Genomic DNA, 21,752 nt, shown 5'->3' on the forward strand with positions numbered 1-21,752 from the left:
ATGTCCATCCGTCACGGGCTGCTCGCCCTGCTCGAACGCGGCCAGATGTACGGCTACCAGCTCCGTGCCGCGTTCGAGGAGTCGACCGGCTCGACCTGGCCGCTCAACATCGGGCAGGTCTACACCACCCTGTCCCGCCTCGAACGGGACGGGCTGGTCCGGTCGCTGCCCGAGAGCGAGACGGGACAGCGCCCGTACGAGATCACCGACGCCGGGCGCACGGACCTGGCCCTGTGGTTCGCCACCCCGATCAGCCGCACCGACCGGCCCCGCGACGAGCTGGCGATCAAGCTCGCCCTCGCGCTGACCACCCCCGGGGTGGACGTCCGGTCGGTGGTGCAGACCCAGCGCAGCGCGACCATGCGGACGTTGCAGGAGTTGACCCGGTTGAAGTACGCCAGCGACCGCCCCGAGGACCTGCCGTGGCGGCTGGTGCTGGACGCCATGGTCTTCCAGGCCGAGGCCGAGGTGCGCTGGCTGGACCACTGCGAGAGCAGCCTCGTGCGCTACCGTCCGGCGGAGCCCGGCCGCGTCCCGACGACGCCTGACGAGGCGGTGGACCGGGCGGACGAGGAGGCGCGACGGTGAGCACGGGGAACCGGCCGACGGACGGGCGCCCGGGCACGCCCGTGCTGGACGTGCGTGACGTGCACCGCACCCACGGCGCCGGCGCGGCGGCCGTGCACGCGCTGCGCGGGGTGAGCCTCGCCGTGCAGGCGGGGGAACTCGTCGCCGTGATGGGACCGTCCGGCTCGGGGAAGTCGACCCTGCTCGCCCTGGCCGGCGGGCTGGACGGCCCGACCGCGGGCGAGGTGTACGTGGAGGGCGAGCCGCTCGGCGCCCTGGACCGGCGGCGGCTGGCCCAGGTGCGGCGCCGCCGGATCGGCTACGTCTTCCAGGACCTCAACCTGCTCGGCAGCCTCAGCGCCGTGGAGAACGTCGCCCTCCCCCTCGAACTCGACGGCACGGGCGTGCGGCGGGCCCGCCGCCTGGCGCTGGACGCGCTGGCCGAGGTCGGCCTGACCGAGCTGGGCGACCGGTTCCCCGACCAGCTCTCCGGCGGGCAGCAGCAGCGGGTGGCCATCGCCCGCGCGCTCGTCGGGGAGCGCCGACTGGTGCTCGCCGACGAACCGACCGGCGCGCTGGACTCGCAGACCGGCGAGGCGGTGCTGCACCTGCTGCGCCGGCGGGTCGACGCCGGGGCCGCCGCCGTGCTGGTCACCCACGAGGCGCGGCACGCCGCCTGGGCCGACCGGGTGGTCTTCCTCCGCGACGGGGTGCTGGTCGACACGACGGCCCCGCTGGGCAGCGTGGAGCAGCTGCTGAGCGGCAGCGGTCGGTGAACCGGGGCCGGGGCGGCCGACTCGCCCGGGCGGCCGGCTCCTGGTGGGCGGCGCTGCGCATCGCCCGGCGGGAGGCCCGGCGGGCCCGGGGGCGTACGGCGCTGGTGCTGGCGATGATCACGCTTCCGGTGCTGGTGCTGACCTTCACCGCGGTGAGCTGGCGGATGTCCGAGCTGACTCCCGCCGAGCGGACCGACCGCCAGCTCGGCGCGGCCGACGCGGAGCTGGGCTGGATGGTGCGGCAGCCGATCGTGCAGAGCGCCTGGGGCGACGCCTGGCAGGCCGACCGGGAGGACGCGCCCCCGGCCGGGGTCGTCACCGCCGAGCAGGTCACCGCCCTGCTGCCGGCCGGGAGCCGGGTGGTCCCGCTGCGCCGCTGGGTGTCGTTCGACGCCCGGGTCGGCGAGCGGATCGACGACACGGTCGTGGGACGCGCCGTGGACCTCACCGATCCGCTCGGGCGGGGGCTGGTCCGGTTCCACTCCGGGCGGGCGCCGGCCGGAGTGGACGAGATCGTGGTCAGCCCGGCGGCGCTGCGCCGCCTCGACGCCCACCTCGGCGGCACCGTCACCTCCGGCGACGGTGCCCGCTCCTGGCGGGTGGTCGGGGTGGCCGAGTACCCCGACGACCTGGGCGCGGTGGTGACGCTGCACCCGTCGGAAGGGCGGATGGAGACCGAGCCGGACACGAGCTGGCTGGTCGACCTGCCCGGGCCCCCCGACGAGGGACTGTTCCGCCGGCTCAACGGGCACGGCATCCTGGTCCACGCCCGCACCCCCGCCCCCGCGTCGGACATCGTCGCGTTCGGACCGGACGCCCGCCTTCCGATGGACGTGGAGGGGATGAGCGTCTCGGTGCTCGTCGGCGGGCTGGGGCTGTTGGAGGTGGTGCTGCTCGTCGGGCCGGCGTTCGCGGTCGGCGTACGGCGGCGACGCCGGGACCTCGCGCTGGTGGCGGTGGCCGGCGGGGACGACGCCCACCTGCGCCGGATCGTGCTGGCCGACGGCGTGGTGCTGGGCGCCCTCGGCGCCGCCGTCGGGGTCGCGCTGGGCGTCGCCGCCGCGTTCGCCGGGCGCCCGCTGGTGGAGCAGCACCTCTACGGTGCGCGCTTCGGCGCGTACCGCTGCTGGCCGGAGGCCCTCGCGGCGATCGCGGCCGTCGCGGTGCTGGCCGGGGTGCTGGCCGCGCTGGCCCCGGCCTGGACGGCCGCCCGGCAGGACGTGGTGGCGGGGCTCGCCGGCCGGCGCACCCCGCCCGCCCACGGCCGACGCTGGCTCAGCGTCGGGGTGGCCCTGGCCGTCGGCGGGGCCGCGGTGGCCGCGTTCGGGGCGGCCCGGACCGCGCCGGCGGTGATCCTCGCCGGCCTGGTCCTCGGCGAACTGGGGCTGGTCTTCGCCACCCCGACCCTGGTCGGGCTGCTCGCCCGCCTCGGGCGGTCGCTGCCGCTGGCGCCCCGGATCGCGCTGCGCGACGCCAGCCGCAACCGGTCGTCCACCGCCCCGGCGATCTCCGCCGTGATGGCGGCCGTCGCCGGGAGCGTCGCCATCGGCGTGTACCTGGCCAGCGACGACGCCCGGTCGGCCACGATGTACCGACCCGCCCTGCCGGCCGGCACCGTGCTGGTGACCAGCCACGGCCCGAACGAACCGCCCGCCCTGCCCCGGGTCGCCGAGGCGGCCCGGGCCCACCTGGGGGTGCGGGCCGTGGCGCCGCTCGCGGAACCCGGGTGCGGCGGCGGCCCCGACACCGACCCGTGCGTGGTCTCGCCGGTGCTGCCGGCCGAGCGCGCCTGCCCGTGGACGCCCGGCGACCGGCTGAGCCCGGAGCAGCAGCGCCGGGCCCGCGCGGACGCCCGCTGCACGGTCCCGGAGGAGCACCTCGGCGGGTACTTCCACGTGGTGGTGGACGACGGCACGGCGCTGCCGGTGCTCACCGGCGCCGCTCCCGCCGAGGTCGCCGCCGCCACCGCCGTGCTGCGGGCCGGCGGCGCGGTGGTGACCGATCCGCGCTACGTGCGCGACGGCCGGGTCGACGTCAGGGTGACCCACCCCGGGCAGGCCCGGCCCGACACCCCGACCAGCACCACCGTCGCCGGGTACCCGCTGCCCACCGGGCTGGGCGCGCACCGGCTGCTGCTCTCCCGGCCCGCCGCCGAGCGGCTCGGGCTGACCGTCCGCCCGCTCGGCTGGGCGATCACCGCCGACGGCGTACCCGACGAGGACCGGCAGAACCGGTTCGTCGCCGCCGTGCGTCCGCTCGGCGCGCAGGTGGAGATCGAGCGGGGCGCCCTGGCGGACACGGGACGGCCGCTGCTGCTCCTGCTGGCCGCCGCGGCCGGGGTGATCACCGTGGGCGCCGCCGGCATCGCCACCGGGCTGGCCGCGGCCGAGGGGCGGGCGGACCTGTCCACCCTCGCGGCGGTCGGCGCCGGCCCGGGGCTGCGCCGGCTGCTCTCGCTCTGCCAGTCCGGGGTCATCGCCGTGCTGGGCTCCGCGCTCGGCATCGTCGCCGGCCTCGGCTCCGCGTCGATCATCCTGACCGCCCTCAACCGCCGGTACGCCGGCCTGTGGCCGGTCGCGGAGCCGTACCCGGTGGTGGTGCCCTGGACCACGCTCGGCGTCCTGGTGGTGGTGCCGCTGGTCGCGATGCTCGGCGCGGGCCTCTTCACCCGGTCCCGGCTGCCGGTCGAGCGACGTCTCGACTGACGGGCCGGGAGCGGGCACACTTGTCGCCGTGCCCGTACTGGGAGCCCTGACCCGCCGTGTCGGTCACCATCGCTGGTTCGGCGCCGCCGTCCGCCTGCTCGTCCCCGCCGACCGGTTGGTGGGGCGGCTCACCCGGGGGAGGGTGGTCGCGCTCGGGCTCATCCCGTCGCTGGTCATCACGACCACCGGCCGCCGCTCCGGCAAGCCGCGCAGCAATCCGCTGCTCTACGTGCCCGACGGCGACGCGTACGTGGTGGTCGGCTCCAACTTCGGCCAGGCCCACCAGCCCGGCTGGGCGATGAACCTGCGCGCCGATCCCGCCGCCGAGGTGGCCGTCAGGGGCCGCCGCGTCCCGGTACGCGCCCAGGTCGCCACCGGCGCCGAACGGGACCGCCTCTGGACGCTGCTGGTCACCGAGTGGCCCGCCTACCGGGCGTACGCCCAGCGGGCCGGCGGCCGGGAGATCCTGGTCTTCCGGCTGGTGCCCACCGGGCGCGGCGTGCCGGGCGGGCCGACCGGGCGCGAATAGGCTGGTGCGGTGACCGGCGCCGACGGCGAACCTCACCCCGACGACCCACGGTGGGCGGTGGCCGAGCGGGTCGCCGACGCCGCGCGCCGGCGGTTCCCGGCCGACGTGCTGGCGGTGGCGGTGCACGGCCCGCTCGCCCACGGCGACGACGACGGCGGCGGGGACGGCGAGGTCGGGTTGCTCGTGGTGACGTACCGGCCCGGCGGCGGACCGTCCCCGGCGACCCGGCGGGTCGACGGCGTGCTGGTCGACCTGACCGTGGCCGGCGCCGACGACTACCTGCGCCAGGCCCGGATGATCTCCCCGCTCTGGCCGTTGACCGCCGACCGCTACGTCAGCACCCGGGCGCTGCACGACCCCACCGGCTGGCTGCGCACGCTGCGCGACGAGCACCTGGGCCGGCTGGCCCGGGCCCGGCCGGCCGAGTTCAGCACGGCGGCCCGCCGGGCCTGGTACCGGGGCGGCGCGGCGCACGCCCGGGCCGCCCGGCTGGCCGAGTGGTACGAGACCGACCAGGCGCTGCTGATGCTCGGCGAGGCGCGGCTGGCGGCGGCCACGGTCGCCGGCCTGCTCAGCCGCACCTACTTCCGCGACCCGGGCGACGCGGTGCGCCGGACGGGACTCGCGGGCGCGGACATGACCGAGGTGGGCGCCGTCCTGGCCCGCCAGGCGGAGGAGCTGGCGGCCCGGGGCCGCCCCGTCGACGGCACGGTCGACGACCTGCTCGACGGCTGAGGAGGGCCCGCGCTCAGCCGAGCCCGCCCTGCACGCCGATGAGGGTGCCGACGAGGTACGTGGCGCCGGCCGCCGCCGCGCCGAGCAGGAGCTGACGCAGACCGCCGGACCACCAGGACCGGGCGGTGAACCGGGCGACCACCGCCCCGGCCACGAAGAGCCCGAGCCCGCCGACCGCGAGCGCCAGCCACAGGCTCGTCGCGCCGAACAGGTACGTCAGCAGCGGCACCAGCGCCCCGACCGAGAAGAACAGGAACGACGAGATCGCGGCCGCCCAGGGGCTGGGCTGCTCGTCGGGGTCGACGCCGAGCTCCTCCCGGACGTGCACCCGCAGCGCCTCCTGCGGGTTGCGCCGGACGGCCTGCGCGACCTCCATGGCCAGGTCGCGCGGCAGCCCCCGGGCGACCCACGCCTCGGCCAGTTCGCGCGCCTCGGCCTCGGGGTGCCGCTCCAGCTCGCGACGTTCCTTGGCGACCTCGGCCGCGACCTGTTCGTTCGCCGAGCGGACGCTGGTGTACTCCCCCAGCCCCATCGAGATGGCGCCGGCCACCAGGCCGGCCACGCCGGTGAGCACGACGCTGCGGGGCGACACCCCGCCGCCCGCCACCCCGGCGATCAGGGCGATGTTGGTGACCAGCCCGTCCATCGCCCCGAAGACGGCGGGGCGCAGCCAGCCGCCGGAGACGTCCGCGTGGTGCGCCTCACGCAGCGCCGCCGGGGTGTCCGTCACGGCAGCGTGAGGATCTCGTGCCCGTCCTCGGTCACCACGATGGTGTGCTCGAACTGGGCCGTCCACCTGCGGTCCTTCGTCACCACGGTCCAGCCGTCGTCCCACATGTCGTACTGGTGGGTGCCGAGGGTGATCATCGGCTCGATGGTGAAAGTCATCCCCGGCTCCATCACGTCCGTGGGGCGGGGGCTGTCGTAGTGCGGCACGTAGAGTCCGCTGTGGAACGCCTCGCCGATCCCGTGGCCGGTGAAGTCGCGGACGACGCCGTAGCCGAAGCGCTTCGCGTACGACTCGATGACCCGGCCGATCACGTTGATCTGGCGGCCCGGGGCGACGGCGCGGATGCCGCGCATCATCGCCTCGTGGGTCCGCTCGACCAGCAGCCGGGCCTCCTCGCTGACCTCGCCGACGCAGAAGGTGGCGTCCGTGTCGCCGTGCACCCCGTCGAGGTAGGCGGTCACGTCGACGTTGATGATGTCGCCGTCGGCGAGCACCGTGGAGTCGGGGATGCCGTGGCAGATCACCTCGTTGAGGCTGGTGCAGCACGACTTCGGGAAGCCCTTGTAGCCCAGCGTCGACGGGTACGCGCCGTGGTCGCAGAGGAACTCGTGCACGACCCGGTCGATCTCGTCGGTGGTCACGCCGGGCTTGCAGTGCTCGCCGGCGAGCTGGGTGGCCCGCGCCGCGAGCCGACCGGCGACCCGCATCTTCTCGATGGTCTCCGGTGTCTGCACGTGCGAGCCGCGCCACTCCTGGGGACGCTTCTTGCCCACGTACTCCGGGCGGACGATGTGGGCGGGCACGGGCCGTAACGGGGTGAGCGTGCCTGGGGTCAGCGGCGCACGGACGGTCATGACGCGAGTTTATCGCCGCGCGGAGGGGTGACCCCCGCCACCGCCCGCCCGGAGCGGTTGTTGCCGTGCCCGGTCCGCTGTGCAATTGTGGCTCCGTGGATCAAGGGGGTGGCACGTCTCCCGTCTTCTCCGCCCAGGCGGAGATCGACGGCGGCCACCTCCACGTCCTGGTCACCGGCGAGGTCGACATGGCCACCGCCGACGTCATGTACCAGACCGCGCTGCGGGAGTCGGCCGAGCGGGTGACGCTCGATCTCCGGGCGGTCACCTTCTTCGACTCGGCGGCGATCCACGCCGTGGTCCGGCTGGCCCAGCACCTGCCCGGCACGCTCACCGTGCTGCCGTCGCGGCAGGTCCACCGGGTGCTGGACATCTCCGGCCTGGGCGACCAGGCCTGGCTCCGCCCGGCCTGAGCCCTCCCGCCCCCGGGCCCGCCGCCGCACCGCCGGTCCGCGCGCCGAGGACCGCCGGCCGCGCGCTCAGTCCGCCAGCCGTCGACGCAACGTCACCTCGGTCCCCTCGGCGGTACGGTTCACCGCCAGCTCCCCCAGCGCCTCGATCAGCGACAGCCCCCGCCCCCGGAAGCCCGATCCGGTCGACTCCCGCCACCGGCCGCTGTCGCGCACCGTGGCGACCACCGTGCGGTCGGCGATGGTCACCTCCACGCTGATCGTCGGCTCGGCCGGCTCGACCGGGTGCTCGATGGCGTTGGCGGCGGCCTCGGAGACGGCGACCGTCAGGTCGAACAGGTCCGTCTCGCTGACCTGGTGCGCGACGAGGAAGTCCTCCAGCCGCTTGCGTAGCACGCTGAGCCGGGTGGGATCGGCCGGCAGCCGCAGCGCGAACCGGTTGAGTTCCGCCGCCTCCAGGGCGAGCACCGCGACGTCGTCGCGCAACGGCCGCCCGGCGATCCGCTGCACCACGGCGTCGATCAGGTCGGTCACGTGCTCGCCGGGGCTGGCCGCGTCCTGCCGCAGCGTGGCCAGCGCGGCGTCGATGCCGAGCTGCCGGTCCTCGATCAGCCCGTCGGTGTAGAGCAGCAGCCGGCTCCCGGCGGCCAGCTCGCCCTCGACCGTCCGGTAGGCCGTGTCGGGGATCGCCCCGACCGGCGGCCCGAGCGCCCGGTCGTGCAGGAACGCCACGTCGTCTCCTCGGATCAGCAGGGGGGACGGGTGACCGGCGCTGGCGTAGCGCATCCGGCCGGTGCGGGGGCTGAACCACAGGCAGAACACCGTCGCGAAGGAGCGCCCCTCGTTGGTGCCGACGAGCCGGTTGAGCCGGGTCAGCGACTCACCGGGATCGAAGCCCTCCAGGACGTACGCCCGCAGCGCGTTGCGGAGCTGGCCCATCGCCGCGGCCGCCCGCACGCCCTTGCCGACGACGTCGCCGATCGCCAGCACCAGCTCGTCGTCGCCGAGCGCGACGACGTCGTACCAGTCCCCGCCGACCTCCACGTCGGCGCTGCCCGGCAGGTAGCGGCTGGCCACCAGGGCGCCCGGCAGCTGCGGCAGCGACCGGGGCAGCAGGCTGTGCTGGAGCGTGGTGGCGATGCGGTGCTCGGCCTCGTAGAGCTGGGCGTTCTCCAGCCGCACCCCGACCAGCCGGGCGAGCTGGGTGAGCGCGGCCTCGTCGGTGTGGACCCCGTCACCGTCCGGGCGCCAGACCCGCAGCTCGCCGAGCCGTTCGCCGGTGGTGCCGGTCAGCGGCAGCACGAAGGACGGCTCGATCGAGGCCAGCCCGCCGCCGTCGGCCTCGAAGCGCATCCCGGTGGCCGAGACCACCACCCGGGCGGCCTCGGCGAGGCTCAGGGCGTGCCGCGCGGCGACCTGGAGGACGTCGGCCGTGGAGCGGGCGGTGTTGACCGCGACCGCCGCGTCGGCCAGGGACCGCAGCCCACGGATGATCTGACCGCGGAGCTGGCCCAGCTCGACGTTGGCCCGTACCCGGGCGGTCAGCTCCTGCCCGGAGAAGGGCTTCGTGAGGTAGTCGTCGGCGCCGACCGCGAGCCCGGCGACCTCCTCGGCGGAGCCGGCCCGGGCGGAGAGCAGCACGATCGGCACGTGCCGGGTACGCGGATCCGCGCGCAACGCGGCGACCAGCCCGAACCCGTCGAGCCGGGGCATCATCACGTCGGTCAGCACCAGGTCGAACGAGCCGTCGACGGCGTGCCGCAGCGCCTCCACGCCATCGGTGACCGCGACCACCTCCCAGGACGGGGCGAGTAGCCGGGTGACGTGCTCGCGCAGGTCGGCGTTGTCGTCGGCGACCAGGATCCGGCCGGCGGCGCCGCTCCCCCGCGTCGACCCGGCACCGTCGGTCGGCCCGGCGGCGCCGGTCCAGAGCGCCGTCTCCGCGACGTAGAGGTCGGCCTGCGCCAGCTCGACCTGCTCCGGAGGGCCGGCGTCGACGACCCGCTCGGCCGGCAGGTGCCCGGCGCCGAACGGGACGGTCACCGTGAACGTGCTGCCCTCGTCGACGCCGCTGCGCACGGCCACCTCGCCGCCGTGCATCTCGATTAGCTCGCGGACCAGCGCCAGGCCGATCCCGGTGCCCTCGTGGCTGCGCGAACGCACCCCGGGCACCCGGTGGAAGCGCTCGAAGATCTGCGGCAGCTCCTCCGGCACGATGCCGACGCCGGTGTCGGTGACCTCCAGCCGGGCGGCCCCGTCGACCGCGCGGATCCGCACCCGGATCTCGCCGTCGAAGGTGAACTTCACCGCGTTCGAGACCAGGTTGAGGACGACCTTCTCCCACATGTCCCGGTCCACGAAGACCGGCGCCGGCAGCGGCGGGCAGTCCACGACCAGGCGCAGCCCGGTCCGCTGGGTGGCCGACCGGAACGTGCTGGCCAGGCGGGCGGTGTAGTCGGCGAGGTCGGTGGGCTGGTAGCGGGCGGCCAGCCGCCCGGACTCCAGCCGGGAGAAGTCGAGCACCGTGTTGACCAGCTTGAGCAGCCGCAGCGCGTTGCGGTGCATGGTGGTGAGCCGGTCGGTGTACGCCTCGGGCAGCGCCGGGTCGGCCAGCAGGTCCTCCAGCGGGCCGAGCACCAGGGTCAGCGGGGTGCGGAACTCGTGGCTGACGTTGGCGAAGAAGTTGGTCTTGGCCCGGTCCAGGGCGGCCAGCTCGGCGGCGCGGGTGCGTTCCTGCTCGTACGCCTGCTGCCGCCCGACGGCCCGGGAGATCTGCGCGGCGACCAGGTCGAAGAAGTCCCGGTACTCGTCGGTGAGCGGCAGCCGGCGGGCGACGCCGACGGCCAGCATGCCCACGGTCTCGTTGCCGGCGGTGACCGGCAGCACCAGCGCCTCGCCGGTCGCGTCGGCCGGCGCCTCGCCGGTCGCGTCGGCCGGCGCCTCGGTGAGCAGGTCCGTCACGGCGACGGTGGCGGCGGTGCCGGCGGCCGTGACCTCGGCGAGCCGCGCCGGCAAGGGCGTGGCGACCGCCCGGGGGCCGACGCCGCCGCACCCGGTCAGGACCAGGTCGCCGGCCTCGTCGGGCAGGTACACCAGCGAGAACGGCACGTCCGACCGGTGCCGGTCGAGCACCGCCGCGGCGACCCGGCCCAGCTCGGGCCTGCTGTCCACCTCGGCCAGTTCCGTGCCCAGCTCGGCCAGCAGCCGCAGCCGGCGCTCCCCGACCACCCGGCCCGTGGTCTCGTTGACGATGCAGAAGACACCGTCGACGGTGCCGTCGGCGCCCAGGATCGGGTCGTAGGAGACGTCGAAGTACGTCTCCTCCAGGAAACCGCGCCGGTCGAGCGGGAAGGGGTGGTCCTGCGCGCGGTACGACCGGCTGTCCCGCCGGACGCCCTCCAGCAGCGGCCCGAGCACGCTCCAGGTCTCCGCCCAGTGCTCGCGGGCCGGCTGACCCAGCACGTCCGGGTGCTTGCCACCGATCGTGGGGCGGTAGGCGTCGTTGTAGAAGGCGAGCTCGTCCTCGCCCCAGAACATGACGATCTGCGCGCTGGAGGCGAGCATCAGGCCGATCGCCGAGCAGAGCGTCGCCGGCCAGCGGTCGGGGGTGCCGAGCGGATGGGTGGACCAGTCGTGGCGGCCCATCAGCTCGCCCATCTCGCCGCCGCCGGCGAAGGCGGCGGCCAGCATCGGGGGGAACTCGACGGCCTGCCCTCCCTCGGACGGGCAACCCTCGTCCACGCCCCCCTGGGCCGAGCTCATAGTTCCTCCCGCTCCGGCCATCACCGCCTCGGCCCGGTGATCCGACCGGCCGTGCCCGCTTGGTACCCCGACGGACGAGCAACGTAACGCATACCGCCCGCCGTGCGCTGTTCATGTCCGCCACACCCGGTCGCCGCTCCCCGGCAGGGGCGTCGCGGGGCCGGATCCACACGGGACGGCCGGTCACCCGAATCCGGACCAGCGCGGCATTTCAGTCCCGTGTACGGGACGATACCGCGCCGGCCAGACGCCGCCCGGCGGGCGACTGTGATGTGCGACACCCCCACCCGCCCGCAGGCACGGTGGAGGGAGGGGAGTCACCGACGCGCCGGGCCGGCCCGGCCTTCCCGGGCCGCCCGGACCAGTGCGGCGACCGGTCGCGGGTCGGGCTCGTTCTCCGGGTGCCACTGCACGCCGAGCAGGAAGGGCCGGTGCGGATCCTCGACCGCCTCGACCACCCCGTCGTCGGACCAGCCCGTCGCCGTCAGCCGGCCCGGGTCGGCCACCGCCTGGTGGTGGTAGGAGTTGACCTGACCCACCCCGGCCATCACCGTCGCGGCCAGGCTGCCCGGGGCGAACCGCACGCCGTGCCCGCCGTAGACGCCGGGGGCGGGGCGGTGCAGGTCGTGCCCCACCAGGTCCGGCAGGTGCTGGTGCAGCGACCCGCCGGCGGCCACGGCGAGCAGCTGCATCCCCCGGCAGACGCCGAGCACCGGCAGGTCCGTGTCGAGCGCCGCGGTGAGCAGGGTCAACTCGCCCGCGTCGCGCTCGGGGCGGCTCTCCGTGCGGGGCGCCGACGGCTGGCCGTACCGGGCCGGGTCGACGTCCGCGCCGCCGGCCAGGACCAGCCCGTCGAGCACCCGCAGCACGTCCGGGTCACGGTCGTCCGGGGGCAGCACCACCGCCCGGCCCCCGGCCGCGGTGACCGCCCGGACGTACGCCTCCGGCAGCAGCACCGCCGGCACGTCCCGCCACACCCCCCAGCCGACCGGCTCGACGTACGCGGTGATCCCGATCAGTGGCCGGCTCACTGCGGGGTGACGTACGCGCCGGTGATGCCGCCGTCGACGACGAACTGCGCGGCGGTCATGAAGGACGAGTCGTCGCTGGCCAGGAACGCCACCGCCGCGGCGATCTCCTCCGGCTTCCCGAACCGCCCCATCGGCACGTGCACCAGCCGGCGGGCGGCCCGCTCCGGATCGGCGGCGAAGAGTTCCAGCAGCAGCGGGGTGGCGACCGGGCCGGGGCAGAGCGCGTTGACCCGGATGCCCTCCCGGGCGAACTGCACGCCCAGCTCCCGCGTCATCGCCAGCACCCCGCCCTTGCTCGCCGTGTACGCGATCTGCGAGGTGGCCGCCCCCATCAGGGCCACGAACGACGCGGTGTTGATGATCGAACCCCGGCCCTGCCGGCGCATGTGCGGGATGACGTGCTTGCAGCAGAGGTAGACGCTCGTGGTGTTGACCCGCAGCACGCGCTCCCAGGCGTCCAGCCCCGTGGTCAGGATGGAGTCGTCCTCCGGCGGGGAGATGCCGGCGTTGTTGAACGCCACGTCGATCCGCCCGTGCCGCTCGGCCACCCCGTCGAAGAGGTCCCGTACGGCCGCCTCGTCGGCGACGTCCGTGGCGACGAACTCGCCGCCGACCTCCTCGGCGGCCCGCCCACCCGCCTCCGGGTCGACGTCCACGCAGACCACCCGGGCCCCCTCGGCGGCGAACCGCCGCACGGTGGCCAGCCCGATCCCGCTGCCCGCTCCGGTGACCACGGCCACCCGGTCCTCAAGACGACCCCGCACCTTGTCACTCCTCCGTTGCGATGAACACGTTCTTGACGTCGGTGAAGGCGTGCAGCGCGTCGGGGCCCAGCTCGCGGCCCAGTCCGGAGCGCTTCATCCCGCCGAACGGCGTCCAGTACCGCACCGAGGAGTGCGAGTTGACGCTGAGGTTGCCCGCCTCCACGGCCCGCGCCACCCGCACCGCCCGGCCCACGTCCCGGGTCCAGACCGAGCCCGACAGGCCGTACTCGGTGTCGTTGGCGAGCCGGATCGCGTCGGCCTCGTCGTCGAACGGGAGCACCGAGACGACCGGGCCGAAGATCTCCTCGCGCCAGTGCCGGTCCGCGGTGGAGTCGGCGAGCAGCACCGTCGGGGCGTGCCAGAAGCCGGGGCCGTCGGGGCGGGAGCCGGTGAAGGCGACCTTCGCCCCGTCGACGTACCCGGCCACCCGGTCGCGCTGGGCGGCGGAGATCAGCGGGCCCATCTCGGCGGTGTCCCGGGCCGGATCCTCCACCCGCAGCGCGCGCACCGCCGGTTCGAGCAGCTCCAGGAAGCGGTCGTACACCGGCCGCTGGACCAGGATCCGCGACCGGGCGCAGCAGTCCTGGCCGGCGTTGTCGAAGACGGCGTACGGGGCGGTGGCCGCCGCCCGCTCCAGGTCGGCGTCGGCGAAGACGAGGTTGGCGCTCTTGCCGCCCAGCTCCAGGGTCAGCCGCTTCACCTGCGCGGCGCAGCCGGCCATGATCCGGGTGCCCACCCGCGTGGAGCCGGTGAAGCAGACCTTGCGGACGGCGGGGTGGGTGACGAACCGCTCCCCCACCACGGAGCCGGCGCCCGGCAGCACGGTGAACACGTCGTCGGGCACGCCCGCCTCGCGCGCCAGCTCGGCCAGGCGCAGCGCGGTCAGCGGGGTCAGCTCGGCGGGCTTGAGCACCACGGTGTTGCCGGCGGCGAGCGCCGGCGCGAACCCCCAGGCGGCGATGGGCATGGGAAAGTTCCACGGCACGATCACCCCGACCACGCCGAGCGGCTCGTGGAACGTCACGTCGAGGCCGCCCGGCACCGGGATCTGTCGTCCGGTCAGCCGCTCCGGCGCGCCCGCGTAGTAGTCGAGGACGTCCCGGACGTTGCCCGCCTCCCACCGCGCGTTGGAGATCGTGTGCCCGGAGTTGCGCACCTCCAGCCGCGCCAGTTCCTCCAGGTGCGCGTCGACCACCGCCGCGAACCGCCGCAGCACCCGCGCCCGCTCCCCCGGCGCCACCCCCCGCCAGTGCCGGAAGGCCGCGTCCGCCCGCGCTATCGCCGCATCGACCTCCCCGACCGACGTGGCGGGCACGAACCCCACGACCTCCCCGGTAGCCGGATCCACCACCTCACTCAAACCGACCCTCCCCTCTCCCTGCCACCCCACGCCCCACGGCGTCGATCATGCAGTTCTGGTGCGTCACGAAAGCCACGGATCGCCACCGATCGCCCACCACAACTCCATGATCGACGCGGAGCGAGGTGGGGTCAGAGGCGTTCGAAGCCACGGATCAGTTCCCAGTCCGTCACGGCGGCGTCGAAGGCCGTCAGCTCGATCCGTGCCTGGTTGGCGTAGTGGGCCGTCACCTCGTCGCCGAACGCCTCGGCGGCCACGGTCGAGCCCTGCCAGAGGGTCAGGGCGTCGCGGAGCGTGCCGGGGACCCGGTCGGCGGCCGGGTCGTCGTACGCGTTGCCGGTGCACTCCTCGCCCAGTTCCAGCTCCCGCTCGATGCCGTGCACCGCGCCCGCGACGAGTGCCGCGATCGCCAGGTACGGATTCACGTCCGCCCCCGGCACCCGGTTCTCCACCCGCATGCCCTGGCCGTGCCCGACCAGCCGCAGCGCGCAGGTGCGGTTGTCGGTGCCCCAGCGCAGCGCGGTGGGCGCGAACGACCCGGGCTGGTAGCGCTTGTACGAGTTGATGTTCGGCGCGAACAGGAGGCTGAACTCGCGCATCGTGGCCAGCAGCCCGGCCAGCACCCGCTGCCCGGTCGTCGACAGGTGCGCCGGCCCGTCGCCGAGCATGGCCGAGCGGCCGTCGGCGTCGCGCAGCGAGAAGTGGATGTGGCAGGAGTTGCCCTCCCGCGCGTTCGGCTTGGCCATGAAGGTGATCGACATGCCCTCCTGGGCGGCGATCTCCTTCGCCCCGTTCTTGTAGATCACGTGGTGGTCGGCGCAGGCCACCGCCTCGTCGTAGCGGAAGGCGATCTCGTGCTGACCGAGGTTGCACTCCCCCTTCGCGCTCTCCGGGGTGAGCCCCGCCCCGGCCATCTCCCGCCGGATGCGGCGCAGCAGCGGCTCCACCCGGGCGGTGCCGAGCAGGGAGTAGTCCACGTTGTACTGGTTGGCCGGGGTCAGGTCCCGGTAGCCGCGCCGCCAGGCGTCCTCGTACGAGTCGCGGAACAGTACGAACTCCAGCTCGGTGCCGGCGTACGCGGTCAGCCCGTGCGCCGCCAGCCGGTCGAGTTGCCGCCGCAGGATCTGCCGGGGCGAGGCGACCACCGGGGACCCGTCCAGCCAGGCCAGGTCGGCGAGGAGCAGCGCGCTGCCCGGCTGCCAGGGCACCCGGCGCAGCGTGTCGAGGTCCGGCACCATGGCGAAGTCGCCGTAGCCGCGTTCCCAGCTGGACATCGCGTACCCGTCGACCGTGTTCATGTCGACGTCGACGGCCAGCAGGTAGTTGCAGCCCTCGCTGCCGTGCGCGGCCACCTCGTCGAGGAAGTAGGGCGCGTGGAACCGCTTGCCCTGCAACCGGCCCTGCATGTCAACCAGGGCCAGCACCACGGTGTCGATCTCGCCCTCGGCGACGGCGACCCGCAACTGTTCCAACGTGAGCGGAGCTTTCCTCATCGGCGGGCCTCCATCACCAAGGTCTACTGGCTAACCGGTTGACCGTCAATGCCCTGCCCGGCACCCCGGCAACCGCCCCCGGGGCGCCGGGTGTTGCCGACAGGCCCTGTCGAGCTGCCCCGTCCATGAGACCGGCGCGCACCGTGCGAGCCGAGCCGGACCGAGCCGAACCAGGGCAGAGACCGCACACCCGGCCCAGCCGAGCTGCACCGAACCAGGGCAGAGACCACACACCGGGCCGAGCCAGACCACGCAGACCGAGCCGAACCAAGTGGGCCGGACCGAGTGGACCAGACCGGACCGGCCCGAGCCGGACCGGCCGGTCCGGACCAACGGAAGTCGGGCCGGACCGGGCCGGGCGGGCACGCCGGGGATTACGGGCCGGGCCGGGCCGAGCCGAGTGCCCCGCCCGACGGGGCAGCTCGACAGGCGGTCGGCAAGCCCACAACCCTGCGACCGGCCCGCCGGCGCTCCCGCCGACCGGTCGGGCGACCCGGCAGTTCGGCGGGTGGGTGGGCGAGCGGGCGAGCGGACGGGCGGACGAGCCGGCGACCAAGCCACCGGGCGGGCAGACGGGCAGGCAGACGGGTGAGCGGGCGGACGGGTATGGGCGGACGGGCAAATTGCGTTGCTGTGCCGGCGCGTGCGCCGCATGCTTGAGCCCGTGACCAGGCCCGATCGCGACGGGCCACCGCCGGGCGCTCGGACCGCCCGGCACGCGGCGGCGCGGGGCACGTCACCTCTCTCTCACCGTACGGCGCTGCGCCGTACCCGACGCACGCCCCACGCCGCCGCCTCCCACCGCCCGGACCCGCACCACCGCGCCCCGCACCGCCCCGGCCCGGCCCGGCCCGTCTCAGGTGAGCAGCAGGCCGGCCACCCAGAGCGCGGCGACGAGCAGACCGGCGAGGAACTCGACCAGCATGGACAGGCCGGCCGCCGCGACCGCCTGCTTCGTCGCCGGCCAGGCCAGCCGGGAGTCGCCCAGCCGCAGCCGTTCCGCCGCCCACACCCCGCCGACGAAACCGAGCACCAGCCCGATCACCGGGATCACGAAGAAGCCGACCAGCCCCAGCAGGCCACCGGCGAGCAGCGACGAGGTGGGCACCCCGGTGCGTTTCAGGTTCCGCCCCGGCCAGGCGTACTTGACGACGGTGCCGCCGGCGGCGACCACGGTCGCCGCGGCGAGCACCGCCCAGCGGCCGGGCCCGGCGCCGCCGAAGATCGCCCAGACCAGCACCCCGCCCCAGCACAGCGGCAGCGCCGGCAGGCCGGGCACCACCACCCCGGCGAGCCCGGCGAGGATCGCCAACCCGGCCAGTACGGCGACCGCCGCCTCGCTGTCCGTCAGGCTCATGCCGTCGCTCCCCTGTCGTCGCCGCGCAACCGGGCGGTGATCTCCGCCGCCGGGGCGGGCGGGCCGAAGAACCGTCCCTGCCCGGTGTCGCAGCGCAGCGCGCGCAGCCGCTCGGCCTGCACCCCGGTCTCCACCGCCTCGGCGGTGACCCACAGCTCCAGCGCGTGCGCCAGCCGGACCAGCGCGTCCACGATCCGTTCGTCCCGGTGGTCGGGCGCCGCCTCGGCATCCTCGCCCCGGATGCCCTCGACGAACGGCCCGGCCAACTTCAGGCAGTGGATCGGCAACCGGCGCAGGTACGCCAGATTGGAGTAGCCGGTGCCGAAGTCGTCGATCGCCATCCGTACGCCGAGGGCGGCCAGCCGGTGCAGCGACCGCAGCGGCTCCCCGGCGGTGCCCATCACCGCGCTCTCGGTCAGCTCCAGTTGCAGCAGGTCCGCCGGCAGCCCGGTGGAGGCCAGCGCGTCGGCGACGGTGTCCACGATCCCCGGGTCGTCGGCCTGCCGGGCGGCCAGGTTGACGCTGACCACCAGTTGGGCCCGGGGGAACTCACGTCGCCACGCCTCCGCGTCCCGGCAGGCCTGGCGCAGCACCCACTCGCCGAGCCGGACGATCAGGCCGGTCTCCTCGGCGAGCCCGATGAACCGGTCCGGCCCGATCAGCCCCAGCTCCGGGTGCTGCCACCGGACCAGCGCCTCCACGGCCAGCATCGAGCCCTCCACCAGGGACACGATCGGCTGGTAGTGCACGACGAACTCGCCCCGGTCCAGCGCCGCCGGCAGCCCGGCGGCCAGGGCGGAACGGGCGATGTCCCGGGCGCCGCGCTCCGGGTCGTAGACCGCCCACCGGCCCCGCCCCTCCGCCTTCGCCCAGTAGAGCGTGGTGTCCGCGGCCTTCATCAGCTCCGAGGCGCTCGTCCCGCCGACCGGGCACTCGACGATCCCGACGCTCGCCGACACCGCGAGCTGCTGCTCGCCGATGCGGACCGGGGCGGAGACCGCCGCCAGGGCCACCTCGGCGACGCGTACCGCGTCGTCGATCCCGGCGCCGTCGTCGACCAGGATGACGAACTCGTCCCCACCCATCCGGGCGACGAGGTGGCCGCGGCCCGCGACGCAGTCGGCCAGCCGCTTGGCGATCACCACGAGCAGCCGGTCGCCGAGGTCGTGGCCGAGGCTGTCGTTGACCGCCTTGAAGCCGTCCAGGTCGAGGAAGCAGACCCCGACCCGCCGGGTCGCGTCGGCGACGTCGAAGACCCGGCCCAGCGTCTCGAAGAACAGGGTCCGGTTGGGCAGGCCCGTGAGCGGGTCGTGCAGCGCCTGGAAGCGCAGCCGCTGCTGGAGTTCGTGCCGCTCGGTGATGTCCTCGATCATCGCGACGGTGAACCGGGGCCGGCCGTCGTCGTGGCGGATAAGCGAGACGGACAGGTCCGTCCAGACCACGCTGCCGTCCTTGCGGTAGTAGCGCTTCTCCACCCGGGCCCGGTCCTGCTTGCCCTCGATCAACTCCTGGTAGAGCTCCCACATCCCGGCGGCGTCGTCGGGGTGGAACAGCGCGGCCACGTTGGTCTGCCGCAGCTCCTCGATGGAGTAGCCGAGCATGTCCGCGAACGCCTGGTTGACGTCGATGATCTGGCCGTCGACGCCGGCGATGCCGATCCCCGTGGCCGCCCCCACGAAGACCGCCCGGAACCGGGCCTCACTGTCCCGCAGGGCCTGCTCCACGTCGTCGCGGGCCTGCCAGGCCGAGCGGGCGATCCGCTCCTGCTGGGCGAAGGTACGGTCGCGCAGGGCGCGGGCGAAGCCGGCGGCGAGCCCGCCCTGCAACGCCGCGACCCGTTGCGCCGTCTCGTCCCGGTGGGCCCGGCCCGGCACCACCCGGGCGGGGAACCGGTCGCCGAGGGCCCGCACCGACCAGTCGAGCACGCGGGGCTCGGTCAGATGCTCCTCGACCAGCGCGCGCCCCACCTCCTCGGCCGGCAGGGGCGAGAAGGGCTCGGCGAGCAGGGCCTGGGCCAGCCGGACGGTGTGCAGGTGCAGCAGGCGCTCGGTCTCCGCCGCGCTGAGCGGCACGAAACCGAGCCGGCGCACCGCCCGGGCCCACTCGGCCGCGTACCGCTGGGCGCCCGACCGGCTGAGGTCGTCGCCGCCGGGCTCCGGGACGGCGGCCATCGGCTCAGGCGGTGGGCTGGTCGTACCGGGCGACGCCGCCGAAGGCGCCGAACCGCTCCGGGTGCTCGTCGACGTCGGAGGGCGAGTCGGGGCGCCACAGCGGCATGTGCACCACGCCCGGCTCCAGGAGCGTCCAGTCGCCGAAGAAGCTCGTCACCTCGGCCCGGGAGCGCAGCGTGATCTCGGTGTCGGTACGCGCCGAGAGCCGCTGCGCGTCGAGCATCTCCTGCGGCTGGTCCTCGAACGTGGAGTGCGAGATGACCAGGTGGCTGCCCGGGGCCGCCGCGGCCCGGAGGGTGGCCAGGACGTCGCCGGGGCGGTCGGCGTCTCCGACGAAGTGCACCACCCCGGCGAGCAGGATGCCGAGCGGCCGGTTGAAGTCGAGCAGCCCGAGGTCACGGGCCGCGACCAGGATCCGCTCCGGCTCGCGCAGGTCGCCGTGGATCACCCCGGTCAGTTCGTCGCCGGCGAGCAGCTCCCGGCTGTGCGCCACCGCGACCGGGTCGATGTCGACGTAGACCACCCGGGCCTTCGGGTTGGCGGCCTGGGCGACCTCGTGCACGTTGCCCACGGTGGGGATGCCGGAGCCGATGTCGAGGAACTGGTCGATGCCGGCGTCGAGCAGCGTGCGTACGGCGCGACGCAGGAACTCCCGGCCGGCGCGCATCGTCGCCGCCAGGTTCGGGGTCATGCCGGCGATCTGCTCGGCCAGCTGCCGGTCGATCTCGAAGTTGTGCGCCCCGCCGAGGAAGTAGTCGTACACCCGGGCCGCGCTCGGCCGGGAGAGGTCGATCTCGGCGGGAAGTCCGTCCGGCATCTGCACTGCTGCACCTCATGGTCGTCGCCGCGGTGCGGGAGGGAGCCGGTGCCGGGTGCGTGGGGCACGCGGGGCACCGGCCGACCCGCGGGTCGTGTGGTGCTCACCACTCTAGGCCGGGAACTCCCGGGTCCGGGAGATCCCATGACCCACTTCGTCGGCCCGTCGGATGTCCGTCACGGACCGGACACCGCACCGGGGACCGACCCAGTCACGGTCCGGCCACCGCGCGTCGATCGGGCGGGCCGGCGACCGACCTCCCTCCCGCGCACACCGGTCCCGCTGGTCGGCTACCCGCCTGGGCCCCGCGTCCTGCCGCGTCGCGGAGAAGGCCGGCCACGGCCGGAGCGGGACCGGCCGGCTCCCTCGTGGAGCCCGGCTCACGGGTCAGGCGGACTCCAGCAGCAGCGAGATGCCCTGCCCCACGCCGACGCACATGGTGGCCAGCGCCCGGCGCCCGCCCCGGCGGCGCAGCTCCAGCGCGGCCGTCAGCGCCAGCCGGGCGCCGCTGGCGCCGAGCGGGTGCCCGAGCGCGATCGCCCCGCCGTTCGGGTTGACGTGCTCGGCGTCGGTCGGCAGGCCCAGCTCGCGCAACACGGCGACGGACTGCGCCGCGAACGCCTCGTTCAGCTCGATCACGTCGACCGCGTCGAGGCCGAGGCCGAGGCGGTCGAGCAGCTTCCGGGTGGCCGGCACCGGCCCGACGCCCATCACCCGCGGGGGTACGCCGGCCGCGGCGGCGCCGGCGACCCGGGCCAGCGGGGTGAGGCCGTAGCGGGCCACGGCCGCCTCCGAGGCGACCAGCAGCGCCACCGCGCCGTCGTTGACGCCCGACGAGTTGCCGGCGGTCACCGTGCCGCCCTCGCGGAACGGGGTGGGCAGCGCGGCGAGCTTCTCCAGCGAGGTCTCCCGGGGGTGCTCGTCGACCTCCACGAGCCTGGTCTCGCGCCGCCCCGCCGGCACGGTCACCGGCACGATCTCCTCGGCGAACCGGCCGTCGGCCTGCGCCTTCGCGGCCCGCTGCTGCGACCGGTACGCGAACTCGTCCTGCTCGGCGCGGCCGACGCCGTACTCGGTGGCGACGTTCTCCGCCGTCTCCGGCATGGAGTCGATGCCCCACTGCTTCTTCATCAGCGGGTTGACCAGCCGCCAGCCGATGGTGGTGTCGTAGACCTCGGCGGTGCGGGAGAACGGGGTGGTCGCCTTCGGCATCACGAACGGGGCACGGCTCATGCTCTCCACCCCGCCGGCCACCACGAGGTCCGCCTCGCCGGCGACGACGGAGCGGGCCGCGGTGGCGAGGGCGTCCAGGCCGGAGCCGCAGAGCCGGTTGACCGTGCTGCCGGGCACCTCCTCGGGCAGCCCGCCGAGCAGCGCCGCCATCCGGGCCACGTTGCGGTTGTCCTCGCCGGCCTGGTTGGCGCAGCCCAGGATCACGTCGTCCACCCGCGCCCAGTCCACCGACGGGTGTCGGGAGACCAGCTCGCGGGTCACGTGCGCGGCCAGGTCGTCGGGGCGGACGCCGGCGAGGGCGCCGGCGTACCGGCCGATCGGGGTGCGGACACCGGCCACCAGGTATGCCACGGTCATCAGCGCGATCCTTCGGGGGGTGGGAAGGGGCGGGGGGCGGGCGGTTCCGGGTCGCGGGGACGCCCGGCCGCCAGGATATCCGCGCGCGCAGCGGATAGGTT

General features: G+C 75.2%; 17 protein-coding genes. 6 read left to right on the forward strand and 11 right to left on the reverse strand.

Features of this window, described 5'->3' with window-relative positions:
• Genes ACFHW0_RS03820 through ACFHW0_RS03840 form a run of 5 tightly spaced genes read left to right on the forward strand, consistent with a single transcriptional unit; the run spans window position 1 to window position 5,312 of the window.
• A complete protein-coding gene (locus ACFHW0_RS03820) occupies window positions 1-588 on the forward strand; it encodes a PadR family transcriptional regulator (RefSeq protein ID WP_121396051.1) in 588 nt (195 codons plus the stop codon).
• Window positions 585-1,343 (forward strand): ABC transporter ATP-binding protein, encoded by a 759-nt coding sequence (locus tag ACFHW0_RS03825; protein WP_416605484.1) that lies wholly within the window; start codon window positions 585-587, stop codon window positions 1,341-1,343. Before ACFHW0_RS03820 ends, ACFHW0_RS03825 begins: the two co-directional genes overlap by 4 nt.
• Window positions 1,340-4,048 carry an FtsX-like permease family protein gene (locus ACFHW0_RS03830; protein WP_416605486.1) on the forward strand — a complete coding sequence of 903 codons (2,709 nt, stop codon included), beginning with the start codon at window positions 1,340-1,342 and terminating at the stop codon, window positions 4,046-4,048. Before ACFHW0_RS03825 ends, ACFHW0_RS03830 begins: the two co-directional genes overlap by 4 nt.
• Window positions 4,049-4,076: 28 nt before the next feature.
• Window positions 4,077-4,577 (forward strand): nitroreductase/quinone reductase family protein, encoded by a 501-nt coding sequence (locus ACFHW0_RS03835; RefSeq protein ID WP_416605487.1) that lies wholly within the window; start codon window positions 4,077-4,079, stop codon window positions 4,575-4,577.
• Between the two features lie 9 nt (window positions 4,578-4,586).
• Complete coding sequence (locus tag ACFHW0_RS03840) at window positions 4,587-5,312, forward strand: nucleotidyltransferase domain-containing protein (RefSeq protein WP_416605489.1); 726 nt, start codon at window positions 4,587-4,589, stop codon at window positions 5,310-5,312.
• 13 nt (window positions 5,313-5,325) lie between these two features.
• Here ACFHW0_RS03840 and ACFHW0_RS03845 read toward each other — a convergent pair whose 3' ends face one another.
• Window positions 5,326-6,042, reverse strand: coding sequence for a VIT1/CCC1 transporter family protein (locus ACFHW0_RS03845; protein WP_366638438.1), 717 nt, complete (start codon window positions 6,040-6,042; stop codon window positions 5,326-5,328).
• Window positions 6,039-6,896 carry a type I methionyl aminopeptidase gene (gene map, locus ACFHW0_RS03850; RefSeq protein WP_416605491.1) on the reverse strand — a complete coding sequence of 286 codons (858 nt, stop codon included), beginning with the start codon at window positions 6,894-6,896 and terminating at the stop codon, window positions 6,039-6,041. Before map ends, ACFHW0_RS03845 begins: the two co-directional genes overlap by 4 nt.
• Window positions 6,897-6,991: 95 nt before the next feature.
• Between map and ACFHW0_RS03855 the strand changes: the two genes are divergently transcribed.
• Complete coding sequence (locus tag ACFHW0_RS03855; protein ID WP_416605493.1) at window positions 6,992-7,309, forward strand: STAS domain-containing protein; 318 nt, start codon at window positions 6,992-6,994, stop codon at window positions 7,307-7,309.
• Window positions 7,310-7,375: 66 nt separating this feature from the next.
• Here ACFHW0_RS03855 and ACFHW0_RS03860 read toward each other — a convergent pair whose 3' ends face one another.
• From ACFHW0_RS03860 to pcaF, 9 genes are all read right to left on the reverse strand, one after another.
• Window positions 7,376-11,068, reverse strand: a complete 3,693-nt coding sequence (locus tag ACFHW0_RS03860) for a SpoIIE family protein phosphatase (RefSeq protein WP_416605495.1) — start codon at window positions 11,066-11,068, stop codon at window positions 7,376-7,378.
• Between the two features lie 317 nt (window positions 11,069-11,385).
• Window positions 11,386-12,099 carry a gamma-glutamyl-gamma-aminobutyrate hydrolase family protein gene (locus tag ACFHW0_RS03865; protein WP_416605496.1) on the reverse strand — a complete coding sequence of 238 codons (714 nt, stop codon included), beginning with the start codon at window positions 12,097-12,099 and terminating at the stop codon, window positions 11,386-11,388.
• A complete protein-coding gene (locus ACFHW0_RS03870) occupies window positions 12,096-12,863 on the reverse strand; it encodes a 3-oxoacyl-ACP reductase (RefSeq protein WP_416605498.1) in 768 nt (255 codons plus the stop codon). The genes ACFHW0_RS03865 and ACFHW0_RS03870 overlap by 4 nt, the downstream gene beginning before the upstream one ends.
• Before the next feature lie 4 nt (window positions 12,864-12,867).
• Complete coding sequence (locus ACFHW0_RS03875) at window positions 12,868-14,223, reverse strand: aldehyde dehydrogenase family protein (protein ID WP_416605499.1); 1,356 nt, start codon at window positions 14,221-14,223, stop codon at window positions 12,868-12,870.
• 131 nt (window positions 14,224-14,354) lie between these two features.
• On the reverse strand, window positions 14,355-15,716 hold the full coding sequence (locus tag ACFHW0_RS03880; protein ID WP_416605500.1) for a glutamine synthetase family protein: 1,362 nt from the start codon (window positions 15,714-15,716) through the stop codon (window positions 14,355-14,357).
• 856 nt (window positions 15,717-16,572) lie between these two features.
• Window positions 16,573-17,073, reverse strand: coding sequence for a DUF456 domain-containing protein (locus ACFHW0_RS03885; protein WP_121396062.1), 501 nt, complete (start codon window positions 17,071-17,073; stop codon window positions 16,573-16,575).
• Entirely contained in the window at window positions 17,070-19,244 is a 2,175-nt protein-coding gene (locus tag ACFHW0_RS03890; protein WP_416605502.1) for a putative bifunctional diguanylate cyclase/phosphodiesterase, read from the reverse strand. Before ACFHW0_RS03890 ends, ACFHW0_RS03885 begins: the two co-directional genes overlap by 4 nt.
• Window positions 19,245-19,248: 4 nt before the next feature.
• Window positions 19,249-20,067 (reverse strand): SAM-dependent methyltransferase, encoded by an 819-nt coding sequence (locus tag ACFHW0_RS03895; RefSeq protein WP_416605503.1) that lies wholly within the window; start codon window positions 20,065-20,067, stop codon window positions 19,249-19,251.
• A 381-nt stretch (window positions 20,068-20,448) separates the two neighbouring features.
• Complete coding sequence (gene pcaF, locus ACFHW0_RS03900; RefSeq protein ID WP_416605504.1) at window positions 20,449-21,651, reverse strand: 3-oxoadipyl-CoA thiolase; 1,203 nt, start codon at window positions 21,649-21,651, stop codon at window positions 20,449-20,451.
• Window positions 21,652-21,752 lie beyond the last annotated feature (101 nt).

It is taken from the genome of Micromonospora sp. LOL_025 (assembly GCF_048060285.1).
In the GTDB taxonomy this organism is placed as follows: Bacteria; Actinomycetota; Actinomycetes; order Mycobacteriales; family Micromonosporaceae; genus Micromonospora.

Bases quoted from the DNA above. Each gene is read 5' to 3' on its own strand.
- ACFHW0_RS03820 (WP_121396051.1), top strand. From the start codon at position 1: ATGTCCATCCGTCACGGGCTGCTCGCCCTGCTCGAACGCGGCCAGATG.
- map (WP_416605491.1), bottom strand. From the start codon at position 6,896: ATGACCGTCCGTGCGCCGCTGACCCCAGGCACGCTCACCCCGTTACGG.
- ACFHW0_RS03860 (WP_416605495.1), bottom strand. From the start codon at position 11,068: ATGAGCTCGGCCCAGGGGGGCGTGGACGAGGGTTGCCCGTCCGAGGGA.
- ACFHW0_RS03880 (WP_416605500.1), bottom strand. From the start codon at position 15,716: ATGAGGAAAGCTCCGCTCACGTTGGAACAGTTGCGGGTCGCCGTCGCC.
- ACFHW0_RS03885 (WP_121396062.1), bottom strand. From the start codon at position 17,073: ATGAGCCTGACGGACAGCGAGGCGGCGGTCGCCGTACTGGCCGGGTTG.
- ACFHW0_RS03890 (WP_416605502.1), bottom strand. From the start codon at position 19,244: ATGGCCGCCGTCCCGGAGCCCGGCGGCGACGACCTCAGCCGGTCGGGC.
- pcaF (WP_416605504.1), bottom strand. From the start codon at position 21,651: ATGACCGTGGCATACCTGGTGGCCGGTGTCCGCACCCCGATCGGCCGG.